The sequence below is a fragment of the Phenylobacterium terrae genome, assembly GCF_042681205.1.
Lineage (GTDB): Bacteria > Pseudomonadota > Alphaproteobacteria > Caulobacterales > Caulobacteraceae > Phenylobacterium > Phenylobacterium terrae.
Map to the genome: position 1 here is coordinate 743,303 of NZ_JBHUEY010000006.1, position 22,200 is coordinate 765,502.

General features: G+C 70.5%; 19 protein-coding genes and 2 tRNA genes. 8 read left to right on the forward strand and 13 right to left on the reverse strand.

Annotated features, from left to right (window positions below; genetic code table 11):
* The first annotated feature begins 43 nt into the window (after window positions 1-43).
* Window positions 44-505, forward strand: coding sequence for a YaiI/YqxD family protein (locus ACFSC0_RS18175; RefSeq protein ID WP_377284186.1), 462 nt, complete (start codon window positions 44-46; stop codon window positions 503-505).
* On the opposite strand, the gene ACFSC0_RS18180 is transcribed toward ACFSC0_RS18175, so the two are convergent.
* Both ACFSC0_RS18180 and ACFSC0_RS18185 read right to left on the reverse strand, forming a co-directional pair.
* Window positions 455-769 (reverse strand): EF-hand domain-containing protein, encoded by a 315-nt coding sequence (locus ACFSC0_RS18180; protein ID WP_377284185.1) that lies wholly within the window; start codon window positions 767-769, stop codon window positions 455-457. The two genes, ACFSC0_RS18175 and ACFSC0_RS18180, sit on opposite strands and share 51 nt — an antisense overlap.
* A gap of 63 nt (window positions 770-832) precedes the next feature.
* Window positions 833-2,101, reverse strand: a complete 1,269-nt coding sequence (locus ACFSC0_RS18185) for a class I SAM-dependent RNA methyltransferase (protein WP_377284184.1) — start codon at window positions 2,099-2,101, stop codon at window positions 833-835.
* Window positions 2,102-2,264: 163 nt separating this feature from the next.
* Here ACFSC0_RS18185 and ACFSC0_RS18190 point away from each other — a divergent pair, with 163 nt between their 5' ends.
* Together ACFSC0_RS18190 and ACFSC0_RS18195 are read left to right on the forward strand one after the other, a co-directional pair.
* On the forward strand, window positions 2,265-2,681 hold the full coding sequence (locus tag ACFSC0_RS18190) for a glycine zipper 2TM domain-containing protein (protein WP_377284183.1): 417 nt from the start codon (window positions 2,265-2,267) through the stop codon (window positions 2,679-2,681).
* Between the two features lie 43 nt (window positions 2,682-2,724).
* Entirely contained in the window at window positions 2,725-3,345 is a 621-nt protein-coding gene (locus ACFSC0_RS18195) for a glycine zipper 2TM domain-containing protein (protein WP_377284182.1), read from the forward strand.
* 155 nt (window positions 3,346-3,500) lie between these two features.
* On the opposite strand, the gene ACFSC0_RS18200 is transcribed toward ACFSC0_RS18195, so the two are convergent.
* From ACFSC0_RS18200 to ACFSC0_RS18225, 6 genes are all read right to left on the reverse strand, one after another.
* Complete coding sequence (locus ACFSC0_RS18200; RefSeq protein WP_377284181.1) at window positions 3,501-4,238, reverse strand: TlyA family RNA methyltransferase; 738 nt, start codon at window positions 4,236-4,238, stop codon at window positions 3,501-3,503.
* Window positions 4,239-4,245: 7 nt separating this feature from the next.
* A complete protein-coding gene (locus ACFSC0_RS18205; protein ID WP_377284180.1) occupies window positions 4,246-6,006 on the reverse strand; it encodes a class I adenylate-forming enzyme family protein in 1,761 nt (586 codons plus the stop codon).
* Between the two features lie 135 nt (window positions 6,007-6,141).
* The gene (locus tag ACFSC0_RS18210; RefSeq protein WP_377284179.1) at window positions 6,142-8,808 is read right to left on the reverse strand and encodes a valine--tRNA ligase; all 2,667 of its coding nucleotides are present in this window, start codon (window positions 8,806-8,808) and stop codon (window positions 6,142-6,144) included.
* Window positions 8,809-8,928: 120 nt separating this feature from the next.
* On the reverse strand, window positions 8,929-9,504 hold the full coding sequence (locus ACFSC0_RS18215) for a DUF2497 domain-containing protein (RefSeq protein ID WP_377284178.1): 576 nt from the start codon (window positions 9,502-9,504) through the stop codon (window positions 8,929-8,931).
* Window positions 9,505-9,627: 123 nt separating this feature from the next.
* Entirely contained in the window at window positions 9,628-11,160 is a 1,533-nt protein-coding gene (locus ACFSC0_RS18220) for a TolC family outer membrane protein (RefSeq protein ID WP_377355222.1), read from the reverse strand.
* Window positions 11,161-11,326: 166 nt separating this feature from the next.
* A complete protein-coding gene (locus ACFSC0_RS18225; protein WP_377284176.1) occupies window positions 11,327-11,899 on the reverse strand; it encodes a protein-L-isoaspartate O-methyltransferase family protein in 573 nt (190 codons plus the stop codon).
* Between the two features lie 133 nt (window positions 11,900-12,032).
* Here ACFSC0_RS18225 and ACFSC0_RS18230 point away from each other — a divergent pair.
* A tRNA-Cys gene (locus ACFSC0_RS18230) sits at window positions 12,033-12,106 on the forward strand.
* Window positions 12,107-12,453: 347 nt separating this feature from the next.
* Window positions 12,454-12,529: transfer RNA gene (locus tag ACFSC0_RS18235), tRNA-Asn, on the forward strand.
* Between the two features lie 55 nt (window positions 12,530-12,584).
* Here ACFSC0_RS18235 and ACFSC0_RS18240 read toward each other — a convergent pair.
* On the reverse strand, window positions 12,585-13,364 hold the full coding sequence (locus tag ACFSC0_RS18240) for an SDR family NAD(P)-dependent oxidoreductase (RefSeq protein ID WP_377284175.1): 780 nt from the start codon (window positions 13,362-13,364) through the stop codon (window positions 12,585-12,587).
* Window positions 13,361-13,801, reverse strand: coding sequence for a lactoylglutathione lyase (gene gloA / locus ACFSC0_RS18245; protein WP_377284174.1), 441 nt, complete (start codon window positions 13,799-13,801; stop codon window positions 13,361-13,363). Before gloA ends, ACFSC0_RS18240 begins: the two co-directional genes overlap by 4 nt.
* A 228-nt stretch (window positions 13,802-14,029) precedes the next feature.
* Between gloA and ACFSC0_RS18250 the strand changes: the two genes are divergently transcribed.
* Both ACFSC0_RS18250 and ACFSC0_RS18255 read left to right on the forward strand, forming a co-directional pair.
* Window positions 14,030-15,100 carry an efflux RND transporter periplasmic adaptor subunit gene (locus tag ACFSC0_RS18250; protein ID WP_377284173.1) on the forward strand — a complete coding sequence of 357 codons (1,071 nt, stop codon included), beginning with the start codon at window positions 14,030-14,032 and terminating at the stop codon, window positions 15,098-15,100.
* A gap of 24 nt (window positions 15,101-15,124) precedes the next feature.
* Complete coding sequence (locus ACFSC0_RS18255) at window positions 15,125-18,361, forward strand: efflux RND transporter permease subunit (protein WP_377284172.1); 3,237 nt, start codon at window positions 15,125-15,127, stop codon at window positions 18,359-18,361.
* Window positions 18,362-18,364: 3 nt separating this feature from the next.
* Here the strand turns inward: ACFSC0_RS18255 and ACFSC0_RS18260 are convergent, their stop codons facing one another.
* Window positions 18,365-20,215 carry an ABCB family ABC transporter ATP-binding protein/permease gene (locus ACFSC0_RS18260; protein WP_377284171.1) on the reverse strand — a complete coding sequence of 617 codons (1,851 nt, stop codon included), beginning with the start codon at window positions 20,213-20,215 and terminating at the stop codon, window positions 18,365-18,367.
* A gap of 194 nt (window positions 20,216-20,409) precedes the next feature.
* Between ACFSC0_RS18260 and ACFSC0_RS18265 the strand changes: the two genes are divergently transcribed.
* Complete coding sequence (locus tag ACFSC0_RS18265) at window positions 20,410-21,012, forward strand: LOG family protein (protein ID WP_377284170.1); 603 nt, start codon at window positions 20,410-20,412, stop codon at window positions 21,010-21,012.
* A 57-nt stretch (window positions 21,013-21,069) separates the two neighbouring features.
* Here ACFSC0_RS18265 and dksA read toward each other — a convergent pair whose 3' ends face one another.
* Both dksA and fliX read right to left on the reverse strand, forming a co-directional pair.
* Window positions 21,070-21,504 (reverse strand): RNA polymerase-binding protein DksA, encoded by a 435-nt coding sequence (gene dksA / locus ACFSC0_RS18270; protein WP_377284169.1) that lies wholly within the window; start codon window positions 21,502-21,504, stop codon window positions 21,070-21,072.
* Window positions 21,505-21,603: 99 nt separating this feature from the next.
* The gene (gene fliX / locus ACFSC0_RS18275) at window positions 21,604-22,035 is read right to left on the reverse strand and encodes a flagellar assembly regulator FliX (RefSeq protein WP_377284168.1); all 432 of its coding nucleotides are present in this window, start codon (window positions 22,033-22,035) and stop codon (window positions 21,604-21,606) included.
* Window positions 22,036-22,200 lie beyond the last annotated feature (165 nt).

The window sequence follows — 22,200 nt, forward strand, 5'->3', positions numbered from 1 at the left end:
ATCCGCCAGAGCCGGCGCCCGTTCCGGCCGCTAAGATCGGGAAATGCCGAGCCGAATCTTCGTCGACGCCGACGCCTGTCCGGTCAAGGACGAGGTCTACAAGGTGGCCCGCCGCTATGGCCTGCAGGTCTATGTCGTCGCCGGCGCGTTCCTGATGGTCCCCAAGGAGCCGCGCATCGAGCGGGTGATCGTCGAGGCCGGTCCCGACGCCGCCGACGACTGGATCGCCGAGCAGACCGCCCGCGGCGACATCGTCATCACCCACGACATTCCGCTGGCCAGCCGCTGCCTGAAGGCCGGCGCGCTGGTGATCGGACCCTCAGGGCGCCTGTTCACCGAGGACTCCATCGGCCAGGCGCTGGCCGGCCGGGCGATCGGAGAGCATCTACGGTCGGTGGGCGAGATCACCCGCGGGCCGCCGCCTTTCCAGGCGAAGGACCGCTCGCGCTTCCTCTCAGCGCTCGACGAGGCGGTTCACCGGGCTCGGCGGCTTGGGGGCGGATGAGGACTGGAAGGGGCCGATCCCCTCCTTCTTCATGAACCAGTTGGCGAACTCGGGGCCGATGACGAAGCCGTCACGGTCGGCGTCGGCGGCCCGGAAGCCGTCCGCGCTCTCACCGGAGGCGACCCATTCGGCCTTGCTGACCTTCTGGTCCTTGTTGGTGTCGGCCGGATGGACGAAGCGGCCGGGGGCGGGCCCGGCCAGGGCGGGGCTCGCCAGGCCCGCGGCGAGCGCGGACAGGACGGCGAGGCGGAAGAGACGGCGCATACTGCGGCTCCGGTAGGGTTCCAGAGCAAGATTCGCGGGAGTCGTGGCCGAATTTGGCCGATTTCAGCGCTCGAATACGCCCACCAACTCAATATGAGGGGACCAGAGGAACTGATCGACCGGGAGCACCCGGGAGAGCCGGAAGCCGCCATCGATCAGCGTCCGGGCGTCGCGCGCAAAGGTCGCAGGGTTGCAGGAGACGCCGATCGCCCGGGCCGCCCCCGACCGGGCGATCTCGTGCGCCTGCTCCAGCGCGCCGGCCCGCGGCGGGTCGAACACCACCACGTCCGTGCGCTTCAGCTCCTCGGCCAGAACGGGCCGGCGGACCAGGTCCCGGGCCTCGGCGGTGATCCCCTTGAGCCGCGGCGCGGTGGCGATGGCGGCGGTGAGGGCGCGGATCGCCTCCGCCGCCCCGTCGGCGGCGTGGACTGGCGCCGCCTCCGCCAGCCGGAAGGTGAAGGTGCCGACCCCGCAGTAGAGGTCGGCGATCCGTTCGGCGCCCTCGGCCTGCGCCCGCACGAAGGCCGCCATCGCCGCTTCGGCCTGGGGAACCGCCTGCAGGAAGGCGCCGGGCGGCAGGCCGACCGTGGCCGGGCCCAGCCGGACGGTCGGCGTGCGGGCTTGGTAGGCGATCTCCCCGTCCAGGGTGATGCGGGCGAAGTCGGCCGCGGCGGCGGTCTCGGCCAGCTGCACCCGCGCGTCGGCCGAGAGGCCGCCGCTCTTGCGCTCCACGCCGGTGATGTCGACGTCCAGGCCCGCGGCGGTGACCGTCACATGCAGGGTGGGCGCGGACTTGGGGTGCTCGAACAGCGGCGCGGCGAGCCGCTTCAGGTCCGGCAGGGCGGCCTGGATGCGCGGGTCGGAGATCGGGCAGACGTCGATCTCCACCAGGCTCCAGGACTTGCGCGCCTTGTAGCCGACGCGGGCGGCGTCCTTGCGCCCCTGGCGGGCGTGCAGGGCCACGCGGCGGCGGGTCTGCGGCTCGGCGGCGAAGGCGGGGAGGAACTCGGTCTCGATGTGCTGGCGCGCCAGGGTGGCGGCCAGGCGGCCGACCTTCCAGGCCAGGTAGGCCGGCCGGTCCCAGTGCTGCAGAGCGCAGCCGCCGCAAGCGCCGAAATGCGGACAGGGCGGCGCGACCCGCTCGGGGCTGGGCTCGAGGATCTGCTCGACGTCGCGCCGGTCGCCGCCGGGCGCCAGCCGCACGCGCTCGCCTGGGAGCGTGAACGGTGCGTAGAGCGGCCCGGGCGCAATCCCGTCGCCCTCCCCGCCGACCGCCTCGATCACCGTCTCTACCGCGGGCCTTGAGCGCGGCTGTGGCCTGGAACTTCGCATCACGGCAGCCATTTAGCGGTCGATCCGCCGCGAGGCGAGCCGCGCCCGGGCCGCATGAACGAAGATGAACGGCCCGATCAACGCGCGTTCACCTTAGCTTTGCCATCAATACCCTCGAAGAGTCGGCAGGGGGCCGCCTTCAAGAGGATCGCCGGAGACAGCCATGAAGCGACTTCTCGTTCTCGCCGCCGCAGCCGCCACCGCGGCGCCGGTGTTCGCCGCCCCCGAACTGGCCAGCGCCCAGTCCGTCCGCAGCTACGGTTCGGGCGACATCTGCCGGTCCGAGCAGCGCCGCTCGGCGACCACCGGCGCCGTGATCGGCGGCGCCGCGGGCGCCCTGGTGGGCCGCAGCGTGGCCGCCGACAACGCCCGCACCGAAGGCACGGTGCTGGGCGCGGCCGTCGGTGCCGTGGCCGGCCACCAGATCGGCAAGTCCCGCGTGAAGTGCGTGGACTATCCGCGCCGGGTCTCGGCCCGGTCCAACTGCCGCTGGGTGCAGGAGTACTACGGCGGCCGAACGCACGATTTCGAAGTCTGCCGCGGACGCGACGGCGTCTGGCGGCCGAGCGGGCGCGGCTAAGGCCGCGCTCTAACCCGACACCATCCGAGGGGAGCCTCCCAACATGACCTTCCGTTCCACCCTGGCCAAGAGCGCCTTGGCCGCCGTCGCCGGCGTCGCGGCGATGACCGCCGTGGCGGCGCCCAGCGTCGCCTCGGCCCAGACCTACGGCGGGGCCTACTACGACCCCTGCCGCCGCGAGCAGACCAACCGCGGCACGGTCGGCGGCCTGATCGGCGGCGCGCTCGGCGCGGCCATCGGCTCCAACGCCGCGGCGCGGAAGAACCGCACCGAAGGCGCCCTCCTCGGCGGCGCGCTGGGCGCGGTGGCCGGTGCGGCGGTCGGCAACAACTCGGCGGCCTGCCGCAGCGGCTATCCGCAGGACAGCTACTACGGCTACGACCGCGGCTACAGCAGCGGCTACTACAACCAGCCCTACGCCCTCGAGGACCGCTACCGCTCCAACGGCTACTACGGCGGCGGCTACTACGGATCGGCCTACGAGGACGACTACGACGGCTACGCCTATGGCTACGGCGGGGAGCGGCTGCGCATCACCCAGCGGGCCGGCGCCGACGGCTGCGCCCTGGCCGAGAGCCCGGTCTACATGCCGGACGGCCGGACCGTGACCCGCATGGTCCGCGTCTGCCGCGACAGCCGCGGCCGCTACCAGGTCGTCGACTAGAGACTTCCAGCTCCTGAGCGAACTTGAGGGCCGCCGGATATCCTCCGGCGGCCTTTTTCTTTGGGCGTTCTGCGGTGACTGGTTGCGCCGCAGGCGCTACCTGTCACCCAGCGCCGCGGGAGGTGACAGGTAGGGCCGCTGCGCGCCCCAACCAGTCACCGCCCACCCTTCCTGGCCCAGACGAGAAACTCGAGATTGCCCTCGCCGCCGGCGATCGGGCTCTCCGCTTCGCCCCGGACGCGCCAGCCGCTGGACTCGAAGAACTGCTTGGCGGCCTCGAGGGCGGCGGCGCGCACGGCGGGGTCTTTGACGAGGCCGCCCTTCCCCACCGCGCCCGGCCCCGCTTCGAACTGGGGTTTCACCAGCGCCACCAGGTCGGCGCCCGGCGCGGCCAGCGACAGCGGGACGGGCAGCACCTTGGAAAGGCCGATGAAGCTGGCGTCGCAGACCACCAGCTCCGGCGCCTCGGGCACGAGCGCCGCGTCGAGCCGGCGCGCATCGACGCCCTCCAACGAGACGACGCGCGGATCGGCGGCGAGCCTGGGGTGCAACTGCCCCTGCCCAACGTCCACGGCGTAGACGCGGGCCGCGCCGCGGGCGAGGCAGACCTCGGTGAAGCCGCCGGTGGAGGCGCCGACGTCGAGCACCACGCGCCCCCCGACAGCGATCGGCCACAGATCCAGCGCGTGGACCAGCTTCAGCGCGCCCCGGCCGACCCACGGGTGCGCCGCCTCGGCCGCAATCTGCGCCTCGATCGCGATCAGGTCGGAGGCCCGCGCCACGGGCCGCCCGTCGGCGAAGACCCGGCCCGCCTCGATGGCGGCCCGGGCCTTGGCGCGGCTCTCGAAGAGGCCGCGCTCGACCAGCAGGACGTCGGCGCGCCTCTTCTCCACCGGCGGGTCAGGCGCCCGCCTGCTCCTCTTCGAAGGCCTTCTTCAGCTCGTTCTTGAGGATCTTGCCGTTGGCGTTGCGCGGCAGGATCTCGTGCCAGAACTTCACCTTCACGGGGACCTTGAACGCCGCCAGATGCTCGGCCACGTGGGCCCGCAGCTCCTCCTCGGTGGCCGAGGCGCCCGGCTTCAGGGTCACGACGGCGGCCGGCTCTTCGCCCAGCGTGCGGTGCGGGATGCCGACGATCGCCGCGTCCATCACCGCCGGGTGGTCGTAGAGGACGTTCTCCACCTCGACGCAGTAGATGTTCTCACCGCCCCGGATCAGCATGTCCTTGGCCCGGTCGATGATGAAGCAGAAGCCTTCCTCGTCGAGCTTGGCGAGGTCGCCGGTGCGGACCCAGCCGTCGACGAAGGTCTTGGCCGTCTCCTCGGGCTTGTTCCAGTAGCCCTTGCAGACCTGCGGCCCCTTGGCCCACAGCTCGCCCACCTGGCCCGGCGGCAGCACGGTGACGCCGTCGTTCGGGTCGCGGATCTGCAGCTCGGAGACGGGAACCGCCGGACCGCAGCTGTCGGGCCGGTTCTGATAGTCCTCGCCCGAGTGGCCGGTGACCGAGGCGCAGGTCTCGGTCATGCCCCAGCCGTTGCTGGGCGCCGACTTGGGGAAGGTCTCCTTGATCTTGCGGACCAGCTCCGGCGCGGAGGGGGCGCCGCCGTAGCCGACGGATTCCAGCGACGACAGGTCGTAGTTCTTGCGGGCCGGGTGCTCGATCAGCTGCCAGGCGATGGTCGGCACGCCGCCGGCCTGGTTGATCTTCTCGCGCTCGATCAGCTCGAAGGCGCGGATCACGTCCCACTTGTACATCATCACCAGCTTGGCCCCGCCGAACAGGCTGGGGTTCAGCACCGCGAAGCAGCCGGTGACGTGGAAGAAGGGCACGCTGATCAGCGAGGCCCGCTGCGGCGCGTTGGGATCGGGCTGCGGCGGCGCCTCGCCCCGGCGCAGGAAGGAGCGCGCCGCGCCGATGGCGCCGGCCATGATGTTGGAGTTGACCGCCCGCTGGGTGGCCAGCGCTCCCTTCGGCTTCCCGGTCGTGCCGGAGGTGTAGAAGATGGTGGCGTCGTCCTCGGGGCCGATCTCCACCGGCGGCAGGGGCTCGGCCGGCAGGTCCTTCCAGCTGTTCGGCGCGCCGATGACGTCTTCGAGCTTCTTGACCAGCGGATGGGCGATCTCGTCACGCTCGCGGCTGACGTAGACGCGCACCAGGCTCGGGCAGTTGGGCAGGTGCTCGGTCATGCGCTCGTAGCGCTCGGCGTCGACGACCAGCACCTTGGCGCCGGAGTCGGTCACGCCGTACTCGAGCTCGGGGCCGGTCCACCAGGCGTTCAGCGGCGTGACGATCGCACCGACCGAGGCGGCCGCGTAGAAGGCGACGACCCATTCCGGCAGGTTGCGCATGACGATGGCGACGCGGTCGCCCTTCTGCACGCCCTGCGCCTGCAGCTCGCGGGCGAAGGCCGAGACGGCGCGGTAGAAGGCCTCGAAGCTGACCCGCTCGTCCTCGTAGACGAGGAAGATCTTCTCGCCGTGCTGGCGCGACCACTCCACGACCGAACGGATGGACGGCGGGGCGTTCTTCCACACCTTGGTCTTGATCCCGCGGATCTCGAGCTCCTCGATCTCGGTCGGCAAGCCGGGGGCGGTGAGGATGGCGTGAGCCTGCTGGATGGACATCGCAGGCCAACCCGGAGGCAGCGCGGCCTCGGTCATGAGCGTCAACTCCCGTGTGCTCCGCGCGCGGATGAACGACCGCGCGTCGTCATAGGTGAACAAGCATAACCTACGGCGCGAGGCAAATAGGCCATGCTCTTCAGACCTCTCCCCGCTCGCGGGGGGAGAGGTCTGCTAGACCACCGCCTGTAGCCGGCCGAGCGCGCTCTCCAGTTTCGCCTTGGCGGCCTCGGCCTCGGCCAGGCGCTCGCGGTTCTCCTCGACGACCTCCTCCGGCGCACGGGCGACGAAGTCGGGGTTGGAGAGCTTCTTGGCCGTGCGCTCGATGTCCTGGGCGTGGGCGGCGATCTCCTTGGAGAGGCGCGCGCGCTCGGCGGCCAGGTCGATGAACTCGGCCACCGGCAGCGCCAGGGTGGCGCCGTCGACGACGTAGGGGATGGCCCCCTCCGGCGCCGCCGCCTCGGAGCGCACCTCGGAGACCCGCAGCATCAGGCCGATGGAGCCGGCGGCGGCCTCGAGCGTGCGGCGCTGGGCAGCGTCGGCCTCGATCACCAGCAGCGGCGGGCGGGCCGAGTTGGGCACATTGAGCTCGTCGCGCACCGACCGGCCCTCGCGGATGGCCGCGATGATCAGCTCGATCTCGGCCTCGGCGGCCTCGTCGATGAGGCCGGCGTCGAGCTGCGGCCAGGGCGCGGTCATCAGGAAGCCGGCGTGGGCGCGGGGCGCCCCGCTGGCGGCGGTCTGCGCCCACAGCTCCTCGGTGAGGAACGGCATCACCGGGTGCAGCAGCAACATGATCTGGTCGAGCACCCAGGCGGCGGTGGCCTGGGTCTCGGCCTGGGACGCGGCGTCCTCGCCCTTCAGGATCGGCTTGGAGAGCTCGACGTACCAGTCGCAGTAGACGTTCCAGATGAAGCGGTAGAGGGCGCTGGCCGCATCATCGAAGGCGCACTCTTCGAGCGCCTCGGTCACCGTCCGGGCGGTCCGGGCGGTCTGGCCGACGATCCAGCGGTTCAGCGGCAGGGCCACCTTGGCCGGGTCGAAACCCTCGGCCCGCTCGCAGCCGTTGGCCTGGCAGAAGCGCGCCGCGTTCCACAGCTTGGTGCCGAAATTGCGATATCCTTCAATGCGTTGTCGAGAGAGCTTGATATCGCGCTGATGGCCGCTCATGGCCGTCAGCGTGAAGCGCAGGGCGTCGGCGCCGTAGTCGTCGACCAGCTCCAGGGGGTCCATGACGTTCCCCTTGGTCTTGCTCATCTTCTTGCCCTCGGCGTCGCGCACCAGGGCGTTGAAGAAGACGCGCTTGAAGGGGACCTCGCCCATGAAGTGCAGGCCCTGCATCATCATCCGCGCGACCCAGAAGAAGATGATGTCGCCGGCGGTGATCAGCACGCTGGTGGGATAGAAGCGGGCCAGGTCCGGCGTCTTGTCCGGCCAGCCCAGCGTCGAGAACGGCCACAGCGCCGAGGAGAACCAGGTGTCGAGGACGTCCTCGTCCTGACGCAGCGGCTCCTCGTGGCCGTAGACTTCCAGCGCCTGCGCCTTGGCCTCGGCTTCGGTCTCGGCGACGAACACCTTGCCGTCGGGGCCGTACCAGGCCGGGATGCGGTGACCCCACCAGAGCTGGCGCGACACGCACCAGGGCTCGATGTTCCGCAGCCACTCGAAGAAGGTCTTCTCCCAGTGCTTGGGGACCATGGTCGTGGTCCCCTCCTCCACCGCCTTGATCGCCGGCTGAGCCAGGACCTTGGCGTTGACGTACCACTGGTCGGTCAGGAAGGGCTCGACGGGCACGCCGGAGCGGTCGCCGTGCGGGACGACGTGACGGGTCTTCTCGATCCCGCGCAGCAGGCCGAGTTGTTCAAACTCCTCAACGACCTTCGCTCGCGCCTTGAAGCGGTCGAGGCCGCGATAGGCCTCCGGCGCGTTGGCGTTGATGCGGGCGAACTCGTCCATCACGTTGATGGCGGGCAGGTTGTGGCGCTTGCCGACGACGAAGTCGTTGAAGTCGTGCGCGGGCGTGATCTTCACCGCGCCGGAGCCCTTCTCCGGGTCCGGATACTCGTCGGCGATGATGGGGATCGGCCGGTTGACGATCGGCAGGCGCACGGCCTTGCCCACGAGGTGCTTGTAGCGCTCGTCCGACGGGTGAACCGCGACGGCCGTGTCGCCCAGCATGGTCTCGGGCCGGGTGGTCGCGACGACGATCTCGCCGGAGCCGTCCTCCAGCGGATAGGCGAAGTGCCAGTAATGGCCGTCGACCTCGCGCTGCTCGACCTCCAGGTCGGAGATGGCGGTCTGGAACTGCGGGTCCCAGTTCACCAGCCGCTTGTCGCGGTAGAGCAGCTTCTCCTTGTAGAGCTGGACGAACACCTTGCGGACAGCGGCCGAGAGGCCCTCGTCCAGGGTGAAGCGCTCGCGGCTCCAGTCGCAGGAGGCGCCCAGGCGGCGCAGCTGGTGGACGATGCGCCCGCCGGACTGAGCCTTCCACTCCCACACCTTGGCCACGAACTCGTCGCGGGTCATGTCCCGGCGGCTCATGTTGCCCTCGGCGGCGAGCTGGCGCTCGACGACCATCTGGGTGGCGATGCCGGCGTGGTCGGTGCCCGGCAGCCACAGGGCCGCCTTGCCGCGCATCCGCTCGAAGCGGGTCAGCACGTCCTGCAGGGTGTTGTTCAGCGCATGGCCGATGTGCAGCGAGCCGGTGACGTTCGGCGGCGGGATGACGATGCTGAACGGCTCGGCGTTCGGGTCGTCCTTGGGCGCAAAGGCGCCCGAGTCCTCCCAGGCGGCGTAGAGGCGCGGTTCAACGGTCTTGGGATCGAAGGTTTTGTCGAGCATGGCGTGTCCGGCGGTGCATATAGAACCGCTCGCCCCCGGGGAAGCGGGGACCCAGGCCTGACGTGGGTCGGGGCGGCGCTCCGTGCGGCCGACGCGGTTCGTGACGGAGGCTCTGCGCCCCTAGCGTACTCGTCCGCGGGCGATCCGCTCGACCTCGGCCTCGACGGCGGTCTGGACGATGCCGGGCAGGTTGTCGTCCAGCCACTGCTTCAGCAGCGGGCGGAGGAGTTCGCGCACGATCTGTTCCAGGGTGGCGTCGCCGTTGCCCAGGCCGATGTTGGCCGAGAGACGGGTGAAGGCGGTCGCCGCCAGGCTGGCGGCTTCGGGGCCGACGAGGCCTTCGCCCATGTCCGCGGGCGGGGCCGGCGCGGGCGGCGGAACGGGGGCTTCCTCGTAGGCCGCCGATTCCGGCTCCTCGATGGCCGGGGCGCTGGTCGGGCTGTAGGCGTCGATGTCGCCGACGCTCTCGACCCGCTCGGTCAGCTCGAGGACCTCGTCCTCGGCCTCCTCGGCCTCGGGTTCCGGCTCGGGCTGGGGTTCGGGCGCCGCGGCGGCCGCGGGCTCCGGCTCCGCCTCCGCAGCCGGCATCGGCAGGTCCTCGGCCTTCGTCTCCGGCCCATCTTCCTCGGAGATGATGCGCCGGATGGAGGCGAGGATCTCCTCCATTGTCGGTTCCGGAGAGGTCTGGTCAGACATGAGGGCCGGCCGCGCTCCGCGCTCAGAGAATCCGTCGCGCCAAACTAGGCGCGCAACGGCGATGGTGCAATTTTCCGAAGGACTAGCAAAGGCCTGCCGCCCGTGAAATGCGGCGGCGCGCCATTATTGTCCGGGCGCCGTGGGGGCGGCCGGGGCCGGAGCCGGCGCCTCGGGCGGCCCGGCGGCGGCCGGCGTCGCCGTCACGGCGGGCGGCTCGGGCTTCTCGACCGGCTGCGGCGTCAGCAGCGAATCGATCACCGAGATCGGCTCTTCCCAGGGCACCCAGCCCCAGGTGAAGCGCAGCTTCCGGAAGTTGGTCTCCGGATCGTAGATCTGCACGCCGGCCACCAGGTTCTGGGCCTCCAGCCGGCCCATGGCCCCCAGGACGGAGGTGGCGGCCACATACTCCTCGCGGCGGGCGTTGATCTGCGACAGCTCGGCGGCGCGCAGCTCCTGCTCGGCGTTCAGGACGTCGAGGGTGGTGCGCAGGCCCACCTGCTGCTCCTGGCGCGTGCCCTCGGCGGCGATGCGGGCGGCCCGCACCTGCTCCTCGGTGGAGACGATGTTGGCGCGCGCGGCCTGCAGCGCGTTCCAGCTCTGGGTCGCCTGCTGCAGGGCGGTGCGGCGGTTGATCTCGACGTTCAGCCGATCGACGTTGTTGCGCTCGACCGACTGGCGGATGCGCGAGCTGACGAGGCCGCCGGAGAACAGCGGCACGCTGACCGTGGCGGTGGCGGTCACGTTCCGCGAGTAGTCGCGGCGGTCGAACGGGTCGAGGCGGCCGCCGCTATGGCCGAGGCTGGCGTCCACCGAAACGTTCGGCAGCCGCTCGGCGCGCGCGCCGGCGATGCGGGCGCGGCTGGCCTGCTCGGTGTATTCGGCGGCCCGGATGTTGGGGTTGAACTGCTCGACCGCGTCGAACACCTGGTCGGGGTCGGACGGCAGCAGCGCCGCGAGCGAGGGCTCGGGCGCCAGGTCGCCGGGGTTCTGGCCGACCACGGCGGCGTAGTTGGCGCGGCTGGTGGCCAGCTGCGACTGGGCCAGCTGGTACTGGGCCTGGGCGGCGGCGAGCCGCGCCTCGGACTGGGCGACGTCCGTGCGGGTGATCTCGCCAACCTCGAAGCGGGCCCGGGACTCCTCCAGCTGGCGCTCCAGCACCTGGACGTTCTCGTTGCGGATCCGCAGGCCCTCGATGTCGCGGCGCACATCCACATAGGCGGTGATCACGTTCAGCAGGATCTGCTGCTCGATCCGCCGCAGGTTCTCGCGCCCGGCCAGCACCTCGGCCTCGGCGGCGGAGACGTTGGCGGCGACCCGGCCGCCGGTCCAGATCGGCTGGCTGAGACGGAGACTGACGGAACCGGAGTTCTGCTCGCGAATGGTCGGAAGCCCGTTCGCCAGGACATCCGGGCGCCCGTCGCCGTCCAGGTCCTCGCCGTTCCGCTCGGTGATGGGCGTGCGGCTCTCCTGCCACGACGCGGAGCTGCTCAGGCCGAGCGTCGGGCGCCAGCCGGTGCGGGCCTGGACCCAGCTCTCGTCGAGCGCGCGCTGGGCGGCGCGCTGGGCCTGCAGGCTCGGGTTGTTCTGGTAGGCGAGCGCGATGGCGTCGGCGAGGGTCTCGGCCGAGGCCTGGCTCGTAAGCCCAAGGGCGATCACGCACGAGACAGCGGCGAGCAAGCCTCCGCGACGGCTACCGACCATGTGAAATATCCCCGACAGCGGCGTGAGAACGCGACTTTGTATGACCCGCCCGGCCCATATGGACCAGAGGTCGTATCCTTAAGCTTTTTTCACGCTGACGTTTCGAAAGGATTGCAAAACCTCAGAACGCGAAGCCGTGTTTCGGCTCGAAACCGGGCAGGAAAGCGGCGGCGGCGTCGAACACCGGGCGCGATCCGACCCCCTCTTCGGTGCGCACGTAGACCACGGCGCGGGCGAGGCGGCCGTCGCGCTCGATGACGCCGAGGCGCCCGTTCAGGGCCAGCGCTTCGAGCCAGGGCTGCGGCGGCGCAGCCACCGCGCCTTCGCAGACGATCAGGTCGTAGTCGCCGCCCGGCGGCGTGATCAGGTCGCCCTCGTCGAGCCTCTCGACCTTCAGGCCGATGTGCTCGAGCACCGCCGCGGCGTAGGGCGCGGCGATCGCCAGGGCCCGCTCGCCGGGCTCCGGCCGCAGCGCATGCAGCAGCTTGGAGACGTCGCGCGGGCGCAGCAGGAAGCGGCCCGGCGCATACTCCACCTCCACGTCGGCGTAGGCGAGGTAGGCCTTGCCGGGAGGCGTGAACTGCTCCCTGGGGATGGCGCGCATGGCGTCCTGGATGCGGACGTCGGTGACGTCGTTGGTTCGCACCTGGCTCTCGACCATGTTGATGCGAGCTGCGGCGAGGTCGGCGACCATGGGGCCCCTTCATTGCTCCGGCGAGCGTTGGACGCGGGCTTATAGGGCGGTGCGGCGATGGTCCGCAATCGCCCGTTCCGAGAGAGATTGCCGCGCGCATGCGGTTCTGTTAGCGATCCGGCCTTCCAACGCCGGCCTGGTGGCGGAGTGGTTACGCAGCGGACTGCAAATCCGCGTACCCGAGTTCGATTCTCGGCCAGGCCTCCAGCGTCTCTCCCCTCGCCTCCCCGCTTCGGATCTCCGCCGGCGATTCGCGCCGCCGCGCCCATTCGCCGCGACGCCGGCCGCAGGCGCGGCGGTGAAAACCCCGCGAAACGCGTGGGTTGGCCGGGTTTCCGTCCAGGCCACGCCCGGCCTGGCAGCCGTTAACGCTCGCTTAACCATGTGCGCAGACGCTCACCTCGTCTTCCTTGAAGACACCCCACCATCACCGACTTCTTTAGAGCCCGGCCTCGCGCCGGGCTCCTTTTTGCCGGCCGGCGGGATCTTAACCATTCTGGTCACTTGCGCGGAAAATCGACGCGGCGTATACGCCCGGCCCTCGACGGCCCTGATCCTCGGTAGCTCAGTTGGTAGAGCAGGCGGCTGTTAACCGCCGGGTCGCAGGTTCGAGTCCTGCCCGGGGAGCCATCGAGAACCCCTTCTCCACAACCTCACGATCAGCCCCCACCGGGGACGGCCGGAATCACCCCACCGGCACGGTGTAGTTCAGCGCCAGGCGCCCGCCGTCCGGATAGATGGTCTGGCCGGTCATGTAGCTGGCCTCGTCGCTGGCCAGGAAGACGGCGACGCTGGCGACCTCGGCCGGCTCGCCGATTCGGCCGAGCGGCGTGCGGGCGAGGATGCTCCGCCGGGCCTCCTCCGAATCCATCACGCCCTTGAGGATGTCGGTCATGATCGAGCCGGGGCCGATGGCGTTCACCCGGATGCCGTGGGGCGCGAGGCCCAGGGCCATGGTCTTGGTCAGCTGGTTGATCCCGCCCTTGGAGGTCACGTAGGCGAGCTGGGCCGGGATCGCGAGCACGGCGTTGATCGAGCTCATGTTGATGATCGCGCCCTTCAGCCCCCGCTCGACCATGTGGCGGGCCGCCGCCTGGCCGACCACGAAGGGGGCGCGCAGGTTGACCGCCAGCACCCGGTCGAAGTCCTCCAAAGAAAGGTTCAGGACGTCGCCGGGCGCCAGCATGCCGGCGTTGTTCACCAGGATGTCGAGCTTGCCGAGGCCCTGCACCGCGTGGGCGACGGCGGCGCGGGCCGCGTCCGCGTCGGCGAGGTCGCAGGGGATCGCCAGGATGGTCCGCCCGGAGCCGGCGAGGCCCCGCTCGGCCTCGGCCAGGCGCTCGGCGTCGCGATCGAGCAGGGCGACGTCGGCCCCCTCGCCCGCAAAGGCCTCGGCGATGGCGCGGCCGATGCCGGCGGCGGCGCCGGTGACCAGGGCCGAGCGGCCGGAGAGCCGCCCGCTCACCACGCCCCCACGTTCGGCATCGAGGCCCAGGGCTCGCGCGGGGCGAGCGCCGGGCCGGCCTGCAACAGCTCGATCGAGATGCCGTCCGGCGAGCGGACGAAGGCCATCCGCCCGTCGCGCGGCGGCCGGTTGATGGTGACCCCGCCCGCCTGCAGCCGCTCGCAGGCGGCGTAGATGTCGTCCACCGCATAGGCCAGATGGCCGAAGTTGCGGCCGCCCGTGTAGTCCTCCGGATCCCAGTTGTAGGTCAGCTCGACCATCGGCGCCTTCTCCGCCGCGGCCTGCTCGGCGTCCTTGGGCGCGGTCAGGAACACCAGGGTGAAGCGGCCGGCGGGGTTCTCGGTGCGGGAGACCTCCCGCAACCCAAGCTTGTTGCAGTAGAAGTCCAGGGACGCGTCCAGGTCCTTCACGCGGACCATGGTGTGCAGGTACTTCAAGCCCATCTCCTCAGATGCTTTGCGCGCCGCAAAACCCTGGCGGCGCAAGAGTGTGCCGCCGCGCCCACGCCGCCCGGCAGATTATGCGGCCAATGGCCATCCTGTCCGGGAATTCATTTGCGCTCGGAGAACGCTGGCATCAAAAGCGCGGCAACCATTCGTAGGTGATCCTGCGCGAGGCGGCGAATCAAGGCCGCAGGCCGGTTCGAGTTCGGGGACTGCAGCTTCATGAAGCTGAAATCGTCATGGGTGTTCGCGGTGGGCCTGGTGGGCGCCCTGGTGCTCTACCTTGTCGTGCGGTCCCTGATCACCGCCGGCGAAGCCGGCAAGGCCGAGGCCAAGCCGGCCGCCGGCGTCGACGCGCTGCCGACCGTGCAGGTCATCGACGTGCCCGAGACCCAGCATCCGCACGCCGTGGTGATCCGCGGGCGCACCGAGGCGGCGCGCGCCGTCGTCGTCCGCTCCGAGACCGCCGGCGTCGTCGCCGCGACGCCGACCACCGAAGGCGCCTTCGTGCGGCCTGGGCAAGTGCTGTGCCGGCTCGCTGTGGACGCCCGCAAGGCGACCCTCGACCAGGCGCGCGCCGCCCTGCGCTCGCGCCAGCTGCAGCACCAGGCGGCGACCGAACTGGCCGCCAAGGGCTACCGCTCGGAGACCCAGGTGCTGCAGGAGAAGGCCAACCTCGACGCCGCCGCGGCCGCCGTGCGCCAGGCCGAGATCGCCCTGGAGCAGGTCAACATCCGCGCCCCCTTCGCCGGCGTGTTCGACCGCCGCGAGGCCGAGGTCGGGACCTACCTCGCGCCCGGCCAGCCGTGCGGCACGATGATCGAGCTCGACCCGCTGCTTATCGTCGGCGACGTCCCGGAGACCGAGGCGGCCAAGCTCAACATCGGCGCGCCGGCCACCGCCAAGCTGGTCTCCGGCCAGACGCTGAGCGGCCAGATCCGCTACGTGGCCCGGGACGCCGACCCGCAGACCCGCACCTACCGCGTCGAGATCGCGGCGCGGAATCCCGGCAACGCGGCGCGCTCGGGCCTTTCGGCCGAAGTGCGCCTGGGGGCCGGCGTCGGACCGGCCCACCGGGTGCCGGTCTCGGCCCTGGTGCTGGACGCCGCCGGCCGGCAGGGCGTCCGCTACGTGACCCCCGACGGCCGCGTGGGCTTCTCGCCAGTGCGGGTGCTGGAGGAGACGCCGGAAGGGCTCTGGGTCGCCGGGCTGAGCGGCCCGGCGCGGGTGATCACCGTCGGCCACTCGTACGTGGGCGAAGGCCAGAAGGTTAAGGTCGCCCTCGCCCGCTAGGGTGCGCGCGCCGAGGAGGCAGGCATGATCGGAGCCCTGATCGACGGCGCCATCAAACGGCGGAAGGTGGTGCTCGGCGTCACCCTGATCGCCAGCCTGTTCGGCCTGTTCGTCTACCTCAACATGCCCCGGGAGTCGGAACCCAACATCGACATCCCGTTCATCTCGGTCGTGGTCCCCTACCCCGGCGTTTCCCCCGAAGACGCCGAGCGCCTGCTGGTCAAGCCGCTCGAGACGGCGCTGCAGAGCATCGAGGGGGTCAAGCAGATGGACTCGGTGGCGCGCCAGAACATGGCCGCCGTGAACCTCGAGTTCGAAGCCGATTTCGACAAGGCCAAGGCGCTAGCCGACGTCCGCGCCAAGGTCGATCTCGCGCGCGGCGAGTTCCCGCCCGACGCCGAGGAGCCGATCATCGAGGAGGCGAACTTCGCCGGCGAGCCCGTGATCGGCGTGGTGCTCTCCGGCGCCGCTCCCGAGCGGGCCCTCTACCAGGCCACCCGCAGCCTTCAGGAGCGTCTGGAGGCCTCCCCGGGCGTGCTGGAGGTCTACCTCAGCGGCACCCGGGAGGAGTTCCTCGAGGTCACCATCGATCCCCTGCGGATGGAGGCCTACAACGTCACCGTCGGCGAAGTCACCCAGGTGATCGGGCGCAACAACCAGCTGGTGCCGGCCGGCAGCCTGCGCTCGGGGCCCGGCCAGTTCGCCGTGAAGGTGCCGGGGGTCGTCGAACGGCCCGAGGACATCCTGGCCCTGCCCATCAAGAAGAGTGGCGACAAGGTCGTCACCATCGGCGACATCGGCGACGTGCGGCGCACCTTCAAGGAGGCGGCCAGCATCAGTCGGTTCAACGGCGAGCCGGCCTTCATCCTGGAGGTCTCGAAGCGCTCCGGCGCCAACATCCTGGAGACCACCGCCATGGTCCGGGAGGTGGTCGCCGAGGAGCAGAAGCGCTGGCCTTCGACGATCCGGGCGGACTTCCTCTACGACGAAAGCGAGATGATCCACCGCAACCTCCTGGTGCTGGAGGCCGGGATCATCATCGCCGTCATCCTGGTGATGGTGATCATCGTCGCCAGCCTGGGCATACGGCAGGGGCTGATGGTCGGCGCGGCCATTCCCGCCTGCTTCATGCTGGCCTTCCTGATGATGAACGCCATGGGCGTGACGCTGAACATGATGGTCATGTTCGGCCTGGTCCTCGCCGTCGGCATCCTGGTCGACGGCGGCATCGTGGTGGTCGAGTACGCCGACCGGAAGATGGCCGAGGGGATGGGCAAGTCCGAGGCCTTCGCGGCGGCGGGCAAGCGGATGTTCTGGCCCGTGGTCAACGGCACGCTGACCACCCTGTGCGCCTTCCTGCCCTTCCTGTTCTGGAACTCGATCCCCGGGAAGTTCATGAGCTTCCTGCCGCTGACGCTGTTCTTCGTCCTGGGCGCCTCGATCTTCGTGGCGCTGGTGTTCACCCCTGCGCTCGGCTCGCTGATGGCCCGCAAGGCCGGCGTCGACCTGGAGGCGCTGGCCGAGATCGAGAAGTCCGAGCATGGCGACCCGCGCCAGATGAGCGGCTTCATGGGCTGGTACGCGCGAAGCATTCACGACCTGTCGCACAGGCCGCTGCTGGTGCTGCTGGCGACCCTCGTGCTGGTGACGGTGATCGTCTTCGAGTTCGCCTCCAAGCCCAGGGCCACCGAGTTCTTCCTGCGCGAGGACCCGCCGTGGGCGGCGGTGTTCGTGAAGGCCCGCGGCAACCTCTCGCCCGAGGCTCAGAACGTGCTCGTCCGGCAGGTCGAGGCGCGGCTCGAAGGCATGAAGGGCGTGGAGTCCATTCTCGCGCGCGCCGGCCCGATGACCAACAACGGGCCCGGTGGCGCTCCCAACGACTCCGTTGGCCGCGTGCGGGTCGACTTCGTCGAATACGAGGAGCTCAAGGAACTCGGCGTCACCGGCAAGGACCTGGCCAACGAGGTGCGCCGGCGGGTCGCGGGCATCCCCGGCGTTCAGATCGAGGTGCTGGAGCCGCAGAGCGGCCCGCCCGTCGGCAAGGACGTGCAGGTCGAGCTGCGAGGCCACGACCCGGCCGCCCTCAACCGCGCCGCCGATCTCGTGAAAGCCAAGCTAGCGGCCGACCGGCAGCTGATCGAGCTGGAGGACAACCGCACCTCCCCCGGGATCGAGTGGAACCTGCGGGTCGATCGTGAGATGGCGGGACGCTACAACGTCGACGTCCTGACCGTCGGCCAGGCGATCCAGTTCGTCACCGGCGGGGTGCTGGTCGGCCGCTTCCGGCCGGACGACGCCGAGGACGAGCTCGACATCCGCGTTCGCTTCCCGCCGGAGGCCCGCAACATCGCCGCCTTCGACCGGCTGAAGATCGGCACCGCCCAGGGGCCCGTGCCGGCCAGCTACTTCGTCACCCAGGCCCCGGCCCAGCAGGTGACCACCATCCAGCGTCGCGACGGCCAGCGCCTGGTGGTGGTGCAGGCCAACACCATCGAAGGCGTGGCCGCGAACCAGAAGATCGCCGAGCTGCGGCCCTGGCTGGAGAAGGCGCCGCTGGACGCATCCGTGCGCTGGAAGTTCACCGGCGCCGACGAGGAGGGCCAGGAGGCCGCCCAGTTCTTCGCCGTGGCCATGCTGGCCTCGCTGTTCCTGATGTTCCTGATCCTGCTGTGGCAGTTCAACAGCTTCTACGGCGTGTTCGTGACGCTCTCGGCGGTGATCCTGGCGACCGTCGGGGTGCTGCTGGGCGTGGTCGTCAACGTCGCCCACACCTTCGACTACATGTCGGTGATCATGCTGGGGACCGGCATCGTGGCCCTGGCCGGGGTGGTGGTGGGCCACAACATCGTGCTGGTCGACACCTTCTATCAGCTGAAGCGCGGCGGCTATCCGGACGACGAGGCCGCCGTCCGCGCGGCGACCCAGCGCTTCCGGCCGGTGATGCTGACCACGGTGGTGACGGTGGTCGGCCTGTTCCCGCTGATGTTCAAGGTCCACCCCAACTTCCGCACCGGACATCTCGAGTACGCCGCGCCGGGCTCGGAGTGGTGGGTGCAGCTGTCGGCGTCGGTGGTCTGGGGCCTGTCCTTCGCCACCCTGCTCACCCTGGTGCTGACGCCGGTGCTGCTGGCCGCGCCCAAGGTCTGGGCCGAACAGATCCGCTGGCTGCTCGGCTTCGTCCGGCGGGTCGTCGGCCACGCCCAGGCGCGGCCGGTCCCGGCCGGGAACGATGCGGACGACGTGGTCCGGGCGGCTGAGTAGACCCTAGGACTCCCGCGTCTGGCGCCGCCACAGGGCGGCGTACTCGCCGGCGCGGGCCAGCAGCTCGGCGTGGGTCCCCCGCTCGACGATACGGCCTCGGCGGATGACCAGGATCTGATCGGCGTCGACGATGGTCGACAGGCGGTGGGCGATGACCAGGGTGGTGCGCCCCGCCCTCACCTTGCGCAGCGTCTCCTGGATGGCGGCCTCGGTGGGCCCGTCGAGGGCGCTGGTGGCCTCGTCGAGGATCAGCAGGCGCGGGTCGGCCAGCAGGGCGCGGGCGATGCCCACCCGCTGGCGCTCGCCGCCGGACAGCTTCAGGCCCCGCTCGCCGACCTGGGTGGACATGCCTTCCGGCAGGGCCTCGATGAACTTGCCGAGCTCGGCGGCCTCGGCCGCGGCGCTGACCTCCTCCGGCCGCGCGCCGGGCCGGGCGAAGGCGATGTTGGCGTAGAGGGTGTCGTTGAACAGGGCCACGTCCTGCGGCACCAGGGCCACGGCGTGGCGCAGGCTCTCCTGCTTCACGCTGCGCAGGTCCATGCCGTCCATCAGGATCCGCCCCGACTGCGGGTCGATGAGCCGAAGGGCCAGCCGCACCACCGTCGTCTTGCCCGCGCCGGAGGGGCCGACCAGGGCCGTGGTGGTGCCCGGCGCGGCGGTGAAGCTGACGTCGCGAAGGCCGGTGGAGCGGGCGTCGTGGCGGAACTCCACGTGGTCGAAGACGAGCTCGGCGCCGCGACCGGTGGCGGGCGGCAGGTCCTTGGCGTCGGGGGCGTCGACGATCTCGGGCTCCAGCCCGATCAGGGAGACCATCTGCTCCATGTCGATGAAGGCCTGCCGGATTTCGCGGTAGTTGAAGCCCAGCATGTTCAGCGGCTGGTAGATGCCCGTGAGCAGCAGGACGGCGACGGTGATGTCGCCGATCTCCATCCGCCCGCCGGTCACTTCGTAGCCGGCCAGCACGGTCATGAGCGCCAGGCCGACGTTGAGGATCAGCGACTGGGAGGCGTTGAGCAGGTTGAGCGAGGTGTTGGCCTTCACCGCCGCACGCACGTAGTCGCGCATCGCCGCCTGGTACTGGGCGCCCGTGCGGCCCTCGGCCCCGAAGGTCTTGATGGTCTCGTAGTTGATCATCGCATCGACGGCGAGTCCGGCGGCGCGGCTGTCGGCCTCGTTGAGCTGGCGCCGGTGCGAGAGCCGCCAGTCGGTGATCTTGAAGGTGATGACCGTGTAGATGACGATCGTCGCCAGCGCGGTGAGCGCGAAGCGCCAGTCGAGCCGGATGGTCATGGCGATCATCGCCAGCACGAGCTCGATCGCGGTGGGCCCCAGGTTGAAGACCACCGAGCGCATCAGGAAGTCGGTCGAGCGCGCGCCGCGGTCGATGATCCGCGACAGCATCCCGGTCTGCTTGGACTGGTGGAAATCGAGCGACAGGGCCAGGGCGTGGTCGAAGGCCTCGGTCGCGGCGCGGGCCATCGTCGATTGCGAGACGACGGTGAAGATGGCGTCGCGAGCGTAGGGCGCGCAGGCGGCGATGAGGCGCAGGCCGACGAAGGCCAGCGCGAAGGTCAGGAAGCCGTCGGTGATCGAGACGGCCGCGGCGCCCGCGCCGGGGGCCAGGCTGTTGATCGCGTCGCCGATCATCAGCGGCGCGCCGACCGCCGCCACCTTGCCGACGAAGACCAGGCCGAGGGCGGCGGCGATCCGCAGCCGCAGCTGCGGGGCGCCTGAGCGCATCACCAGCCGGCCGAGGTCGGCCAGCGCGGCCCTGACGTTGAACTTGACCGAAGGCGGGGAGATCGCGCCCGGAACGGCGAACCGCCGCTGGGGACCGGCCTGGATGAATGCCACGCGCGCACCGCTCCTTCGAAGGCCCGCCGCGTGCGGACCCGCTCCGATTGTGACGGAATTCCTGCGCCAGCCAAACCCGCGGCGGCGGGGGTGCGACAAGGGCCGGCTTGCCAGGGCCGGCGCCACCTCCTAGCAGTGGCCCTCGGCGCGCGCGACCGGCGCGCGCCTCATCCCGACCCCTGGAGTGTCGATCGATGGGCGGCGAGCCCGAACGCCTGGATTCCGTCTGTGTCTACTGCAGCTCGTCGAACGCCGCCGACCCGGCCTATCTGGCGGCGGCGGCCGCGCTCGGGCGCGCGCTGGCCGGCGCCGGCCTGCGGCTGGTCTACGGCGGCGGCGGCGTGGGCCTGATGGGCGCCTGCGCGGCCGCCGCGCATGCCGCCGGCGGCCAGGTGCTGGGGATCATCCCCCAGTTCCTGGTGGGCAAGGAGCGGCCGCTCACCGAGGTCGAGACCATCGTCGTGACCTCCATGCACGAGCGGAAGATGCGGATGTTCGAGGCCTCGGACGCCTTCGTCGTGCTGCCCGGCGGCATCGGCACGCTGGAGGAGGTGATCGAGCTGCTCTCCTGGCGCCGGCTCGAGCTGCACTCAAAGCCGATCGTCTTCTACAACCCGGACGGCTTCTGGGACGGCCTGTTCGAGTTCTTCCGGGCCAGCGTCGCCCAGAAGCTGACGCCGCCTGAGTTCCTGCAGGCCTGGAGCGCCGTCACCCGCATCGAGGACGTCGTCCCCGTCCTGCGCGGCGCCTCGCCCGAGGACTTCGAAACCGATCCCCGCGTCGCGCGGCTGACTTAGGATTCGCGCCCCGCCGCGGAGGATCGGAAAGGAAAAAGGGGCCCGAAGGCCCCTCCCCTAGTCGTCGCGGTGAACCCGCTCGCGCCGCTCATGCCGTTCCTGGGCCTCGAGGCTCAGGGTGGCGATGGGCCGCGCCTCGAGGCGGGCCAGACCGATCGGTTCGCCGGTCTCCTCGCAGAAGCCGTAGCTTCCGTCTTCGATGCGCCGGAGCGCATCGTCGATCTTCGAGATCAGCTTCCGCTGGCGGTCACGCGTGCGAAGTTCGAGTGCACGATCAGTTTCCGACGAGGCGCGATCGGCCAGGTCGGGATGGTTTTCGGTTTCGTGCTGAAGGTGAGACAGCGTTTCGCGAGATTCGCGAAGGATGTCTTCCTTCCACGCGAGCAGTTTCTTTTTGAAGTACTCGAGCTGACGCTCGTTCATGAACTCCTCGTCCTCGGAAGGACGATAGTCTTGTTCATCGGCGCTAGCCAAAACAGCGGCTGCCTTCATAGACACCTCACGCCCCTGGACGAAATCCCCCTGGTTCTTGGCGACGGGCTTATAGCGCAAAACGACCGCCGTTCAATGAAGGTCGCGTTTTCCGGGCGTTTAGGCCGCACGGGTCGCACCTTCGTGCTTCGCAAGCTCGACCGCCGCCCGGGTCTCGATCTCGTTCAGGACGGCCTCCAGGGCCGGATCGTCGGTCTGGTCGCGCTCCTCGCGCACCGCGCGGCGCAGCCGCTCCAGAGTGGCCAGGTTGAGCTCGCCGCCGAGCAGGGCGATGCGGACCTCGTCGAGCACATCGAGGATGCGGCCGGCCCGGCCGACCGCGCGCCTGCGGCGCTCCAGCGGGCCGCCCGAGGCCTGCAGCGCCAGCAGGGCGTCGACGCTGGCGACGCCCGACACGCCCGAGGCGCCGCCGACCTGCGCCGGCCCGGCCGCCTCGCTGGGGATGTTGATCCGGAAGCCCGATCCGCCGGCCGGCCGGGACGGGCCGCTGCCCTTGGTGGATCCGACGCCGCTTGGTCCGCTGACTTTCATGCAAGTCCACTTTGCCTGACTCGCCCGTCAGGTGGGCAGTCTCTTCCCCGCTCCATTAGGTCAAGGTTAACGCCCGGCAGCTTTTGCCGCAGGACGTGCGCAGGCCTTGGGCGCCCCTGACGGCCCACTCGGTTGACTCTGTTGAGGGATTCCCGAGGGGGCGGA

What these genes read in the sequence shown, in the direction of transcription:
- ACFSC0_RS18250 (WP_377284173.1), top strand. Translation starts at nt 14,030, where the DNA reads ATGAAGCTGAAATCGTCATGGGTGTTCGCGGTGGGCCTGGTGGGCGCC.
- fliX (WP_377284168.1), bottom strand. Translation starts at nt 22,035, where the DNA reads ATGAAAGTCAGCGGACCAAGCGGCGTCGGATCCACCAAGGGCAGCGGC.
- ACFSC0_RS18195 (WP_377284182.1), top strand. Translation starts at nt 2,725, where the DNA reads ATGACCTTCCGTTCCACCCTGGCCAAGAGCGCCTTGGCCGCCGTCGCC.
- ACFSC0_RS18185 (WP_377284184.1), bottom strand. Translation starts at nt 2,101, where the DNA reads ATGCGAAGTTCCAGGCCACAGCCGCGCTCAAGGCCCGCGGTAGAGACG.
- ACFSC0_RS18225 (WP_377284176.1), bottom strand. Translation starts at nt 11,899, where the DNA reads ATGGTCGCCGACCTCGCCGCAGCTCGCATCAACATGGTCGAGAGCCAG.
- ACFSC0_RS18210 (WP_377284179.1), bottom strand. Translation starts at nt 8,808, where the DNA reads ATGCTCGACAAAACCTTCGATCCCAAGACCGTTGAACCGCGCCTCTAC.
- ACFSC0_RS18175 (WP_377284186.1), top strand. Translation starts at nt 44, where the DNA reads ATGCCGAGCCGAATCTTCGTCGACGCCGACGCCTGTCCGGTCAAGGAC.
- ACFSC0_RS18215 (WP_377284178.1), bottom strand. Translation starts at nt 9,504, where the DNA reads ATGTCTGACCAGACCTCTCCGGAACCGACAATGGAGGAGATCCTCGCC.
- ACFSC0_RS18180 (WP_377284185.1), bottom strand. Translation starts at nt 769, where the DNA reads ATGCGCCGTCTCTTCCGCCTCGCCGTCCTGTCCGCGCTCGCCGCGGGC.
- ACFSC0_RS18190 (WP_377284183.1), top strand. Translation starts at nt 2,265, where the DNA reads ATGAAGCGACTTCTCGTTCTCGCCGCCGCAGCCGCCACCGCGGCGCCG.
- ACFSC0_RS18255 (WP_377284172.1), top strand. Translation starts at nt 15,125, where the DNA reads ATGATCGGAGCCCTGATCGACGGCGCCATCAAACGGCGGAAGGTGGTG.
- ACFSC0_RS18205 (WP_377284180.1), bottom strand. Translation starts at nt 6,006, where the DNA reads ATGACCGAGGCCGCGCTGCCTCCGGGTTGGCCTGCGATGTCCATCCAG.
- dksA (WP_377284169.1), bottom strand. Translation starts at nt 21,504, where the DNA reads ATGAAGGCAGCCGCTGTTTTGGCTAGCGCCGATGAACAAGACTATCGT.
- ACFSC0_RS18265 (WP_377284170.1), top strand. Translation starts at nt 20,410, where the DNA reads ATGGGCGGCGAGCCCGAACGCCTGGATTCCGTCTGTGTCTACTGCAGC.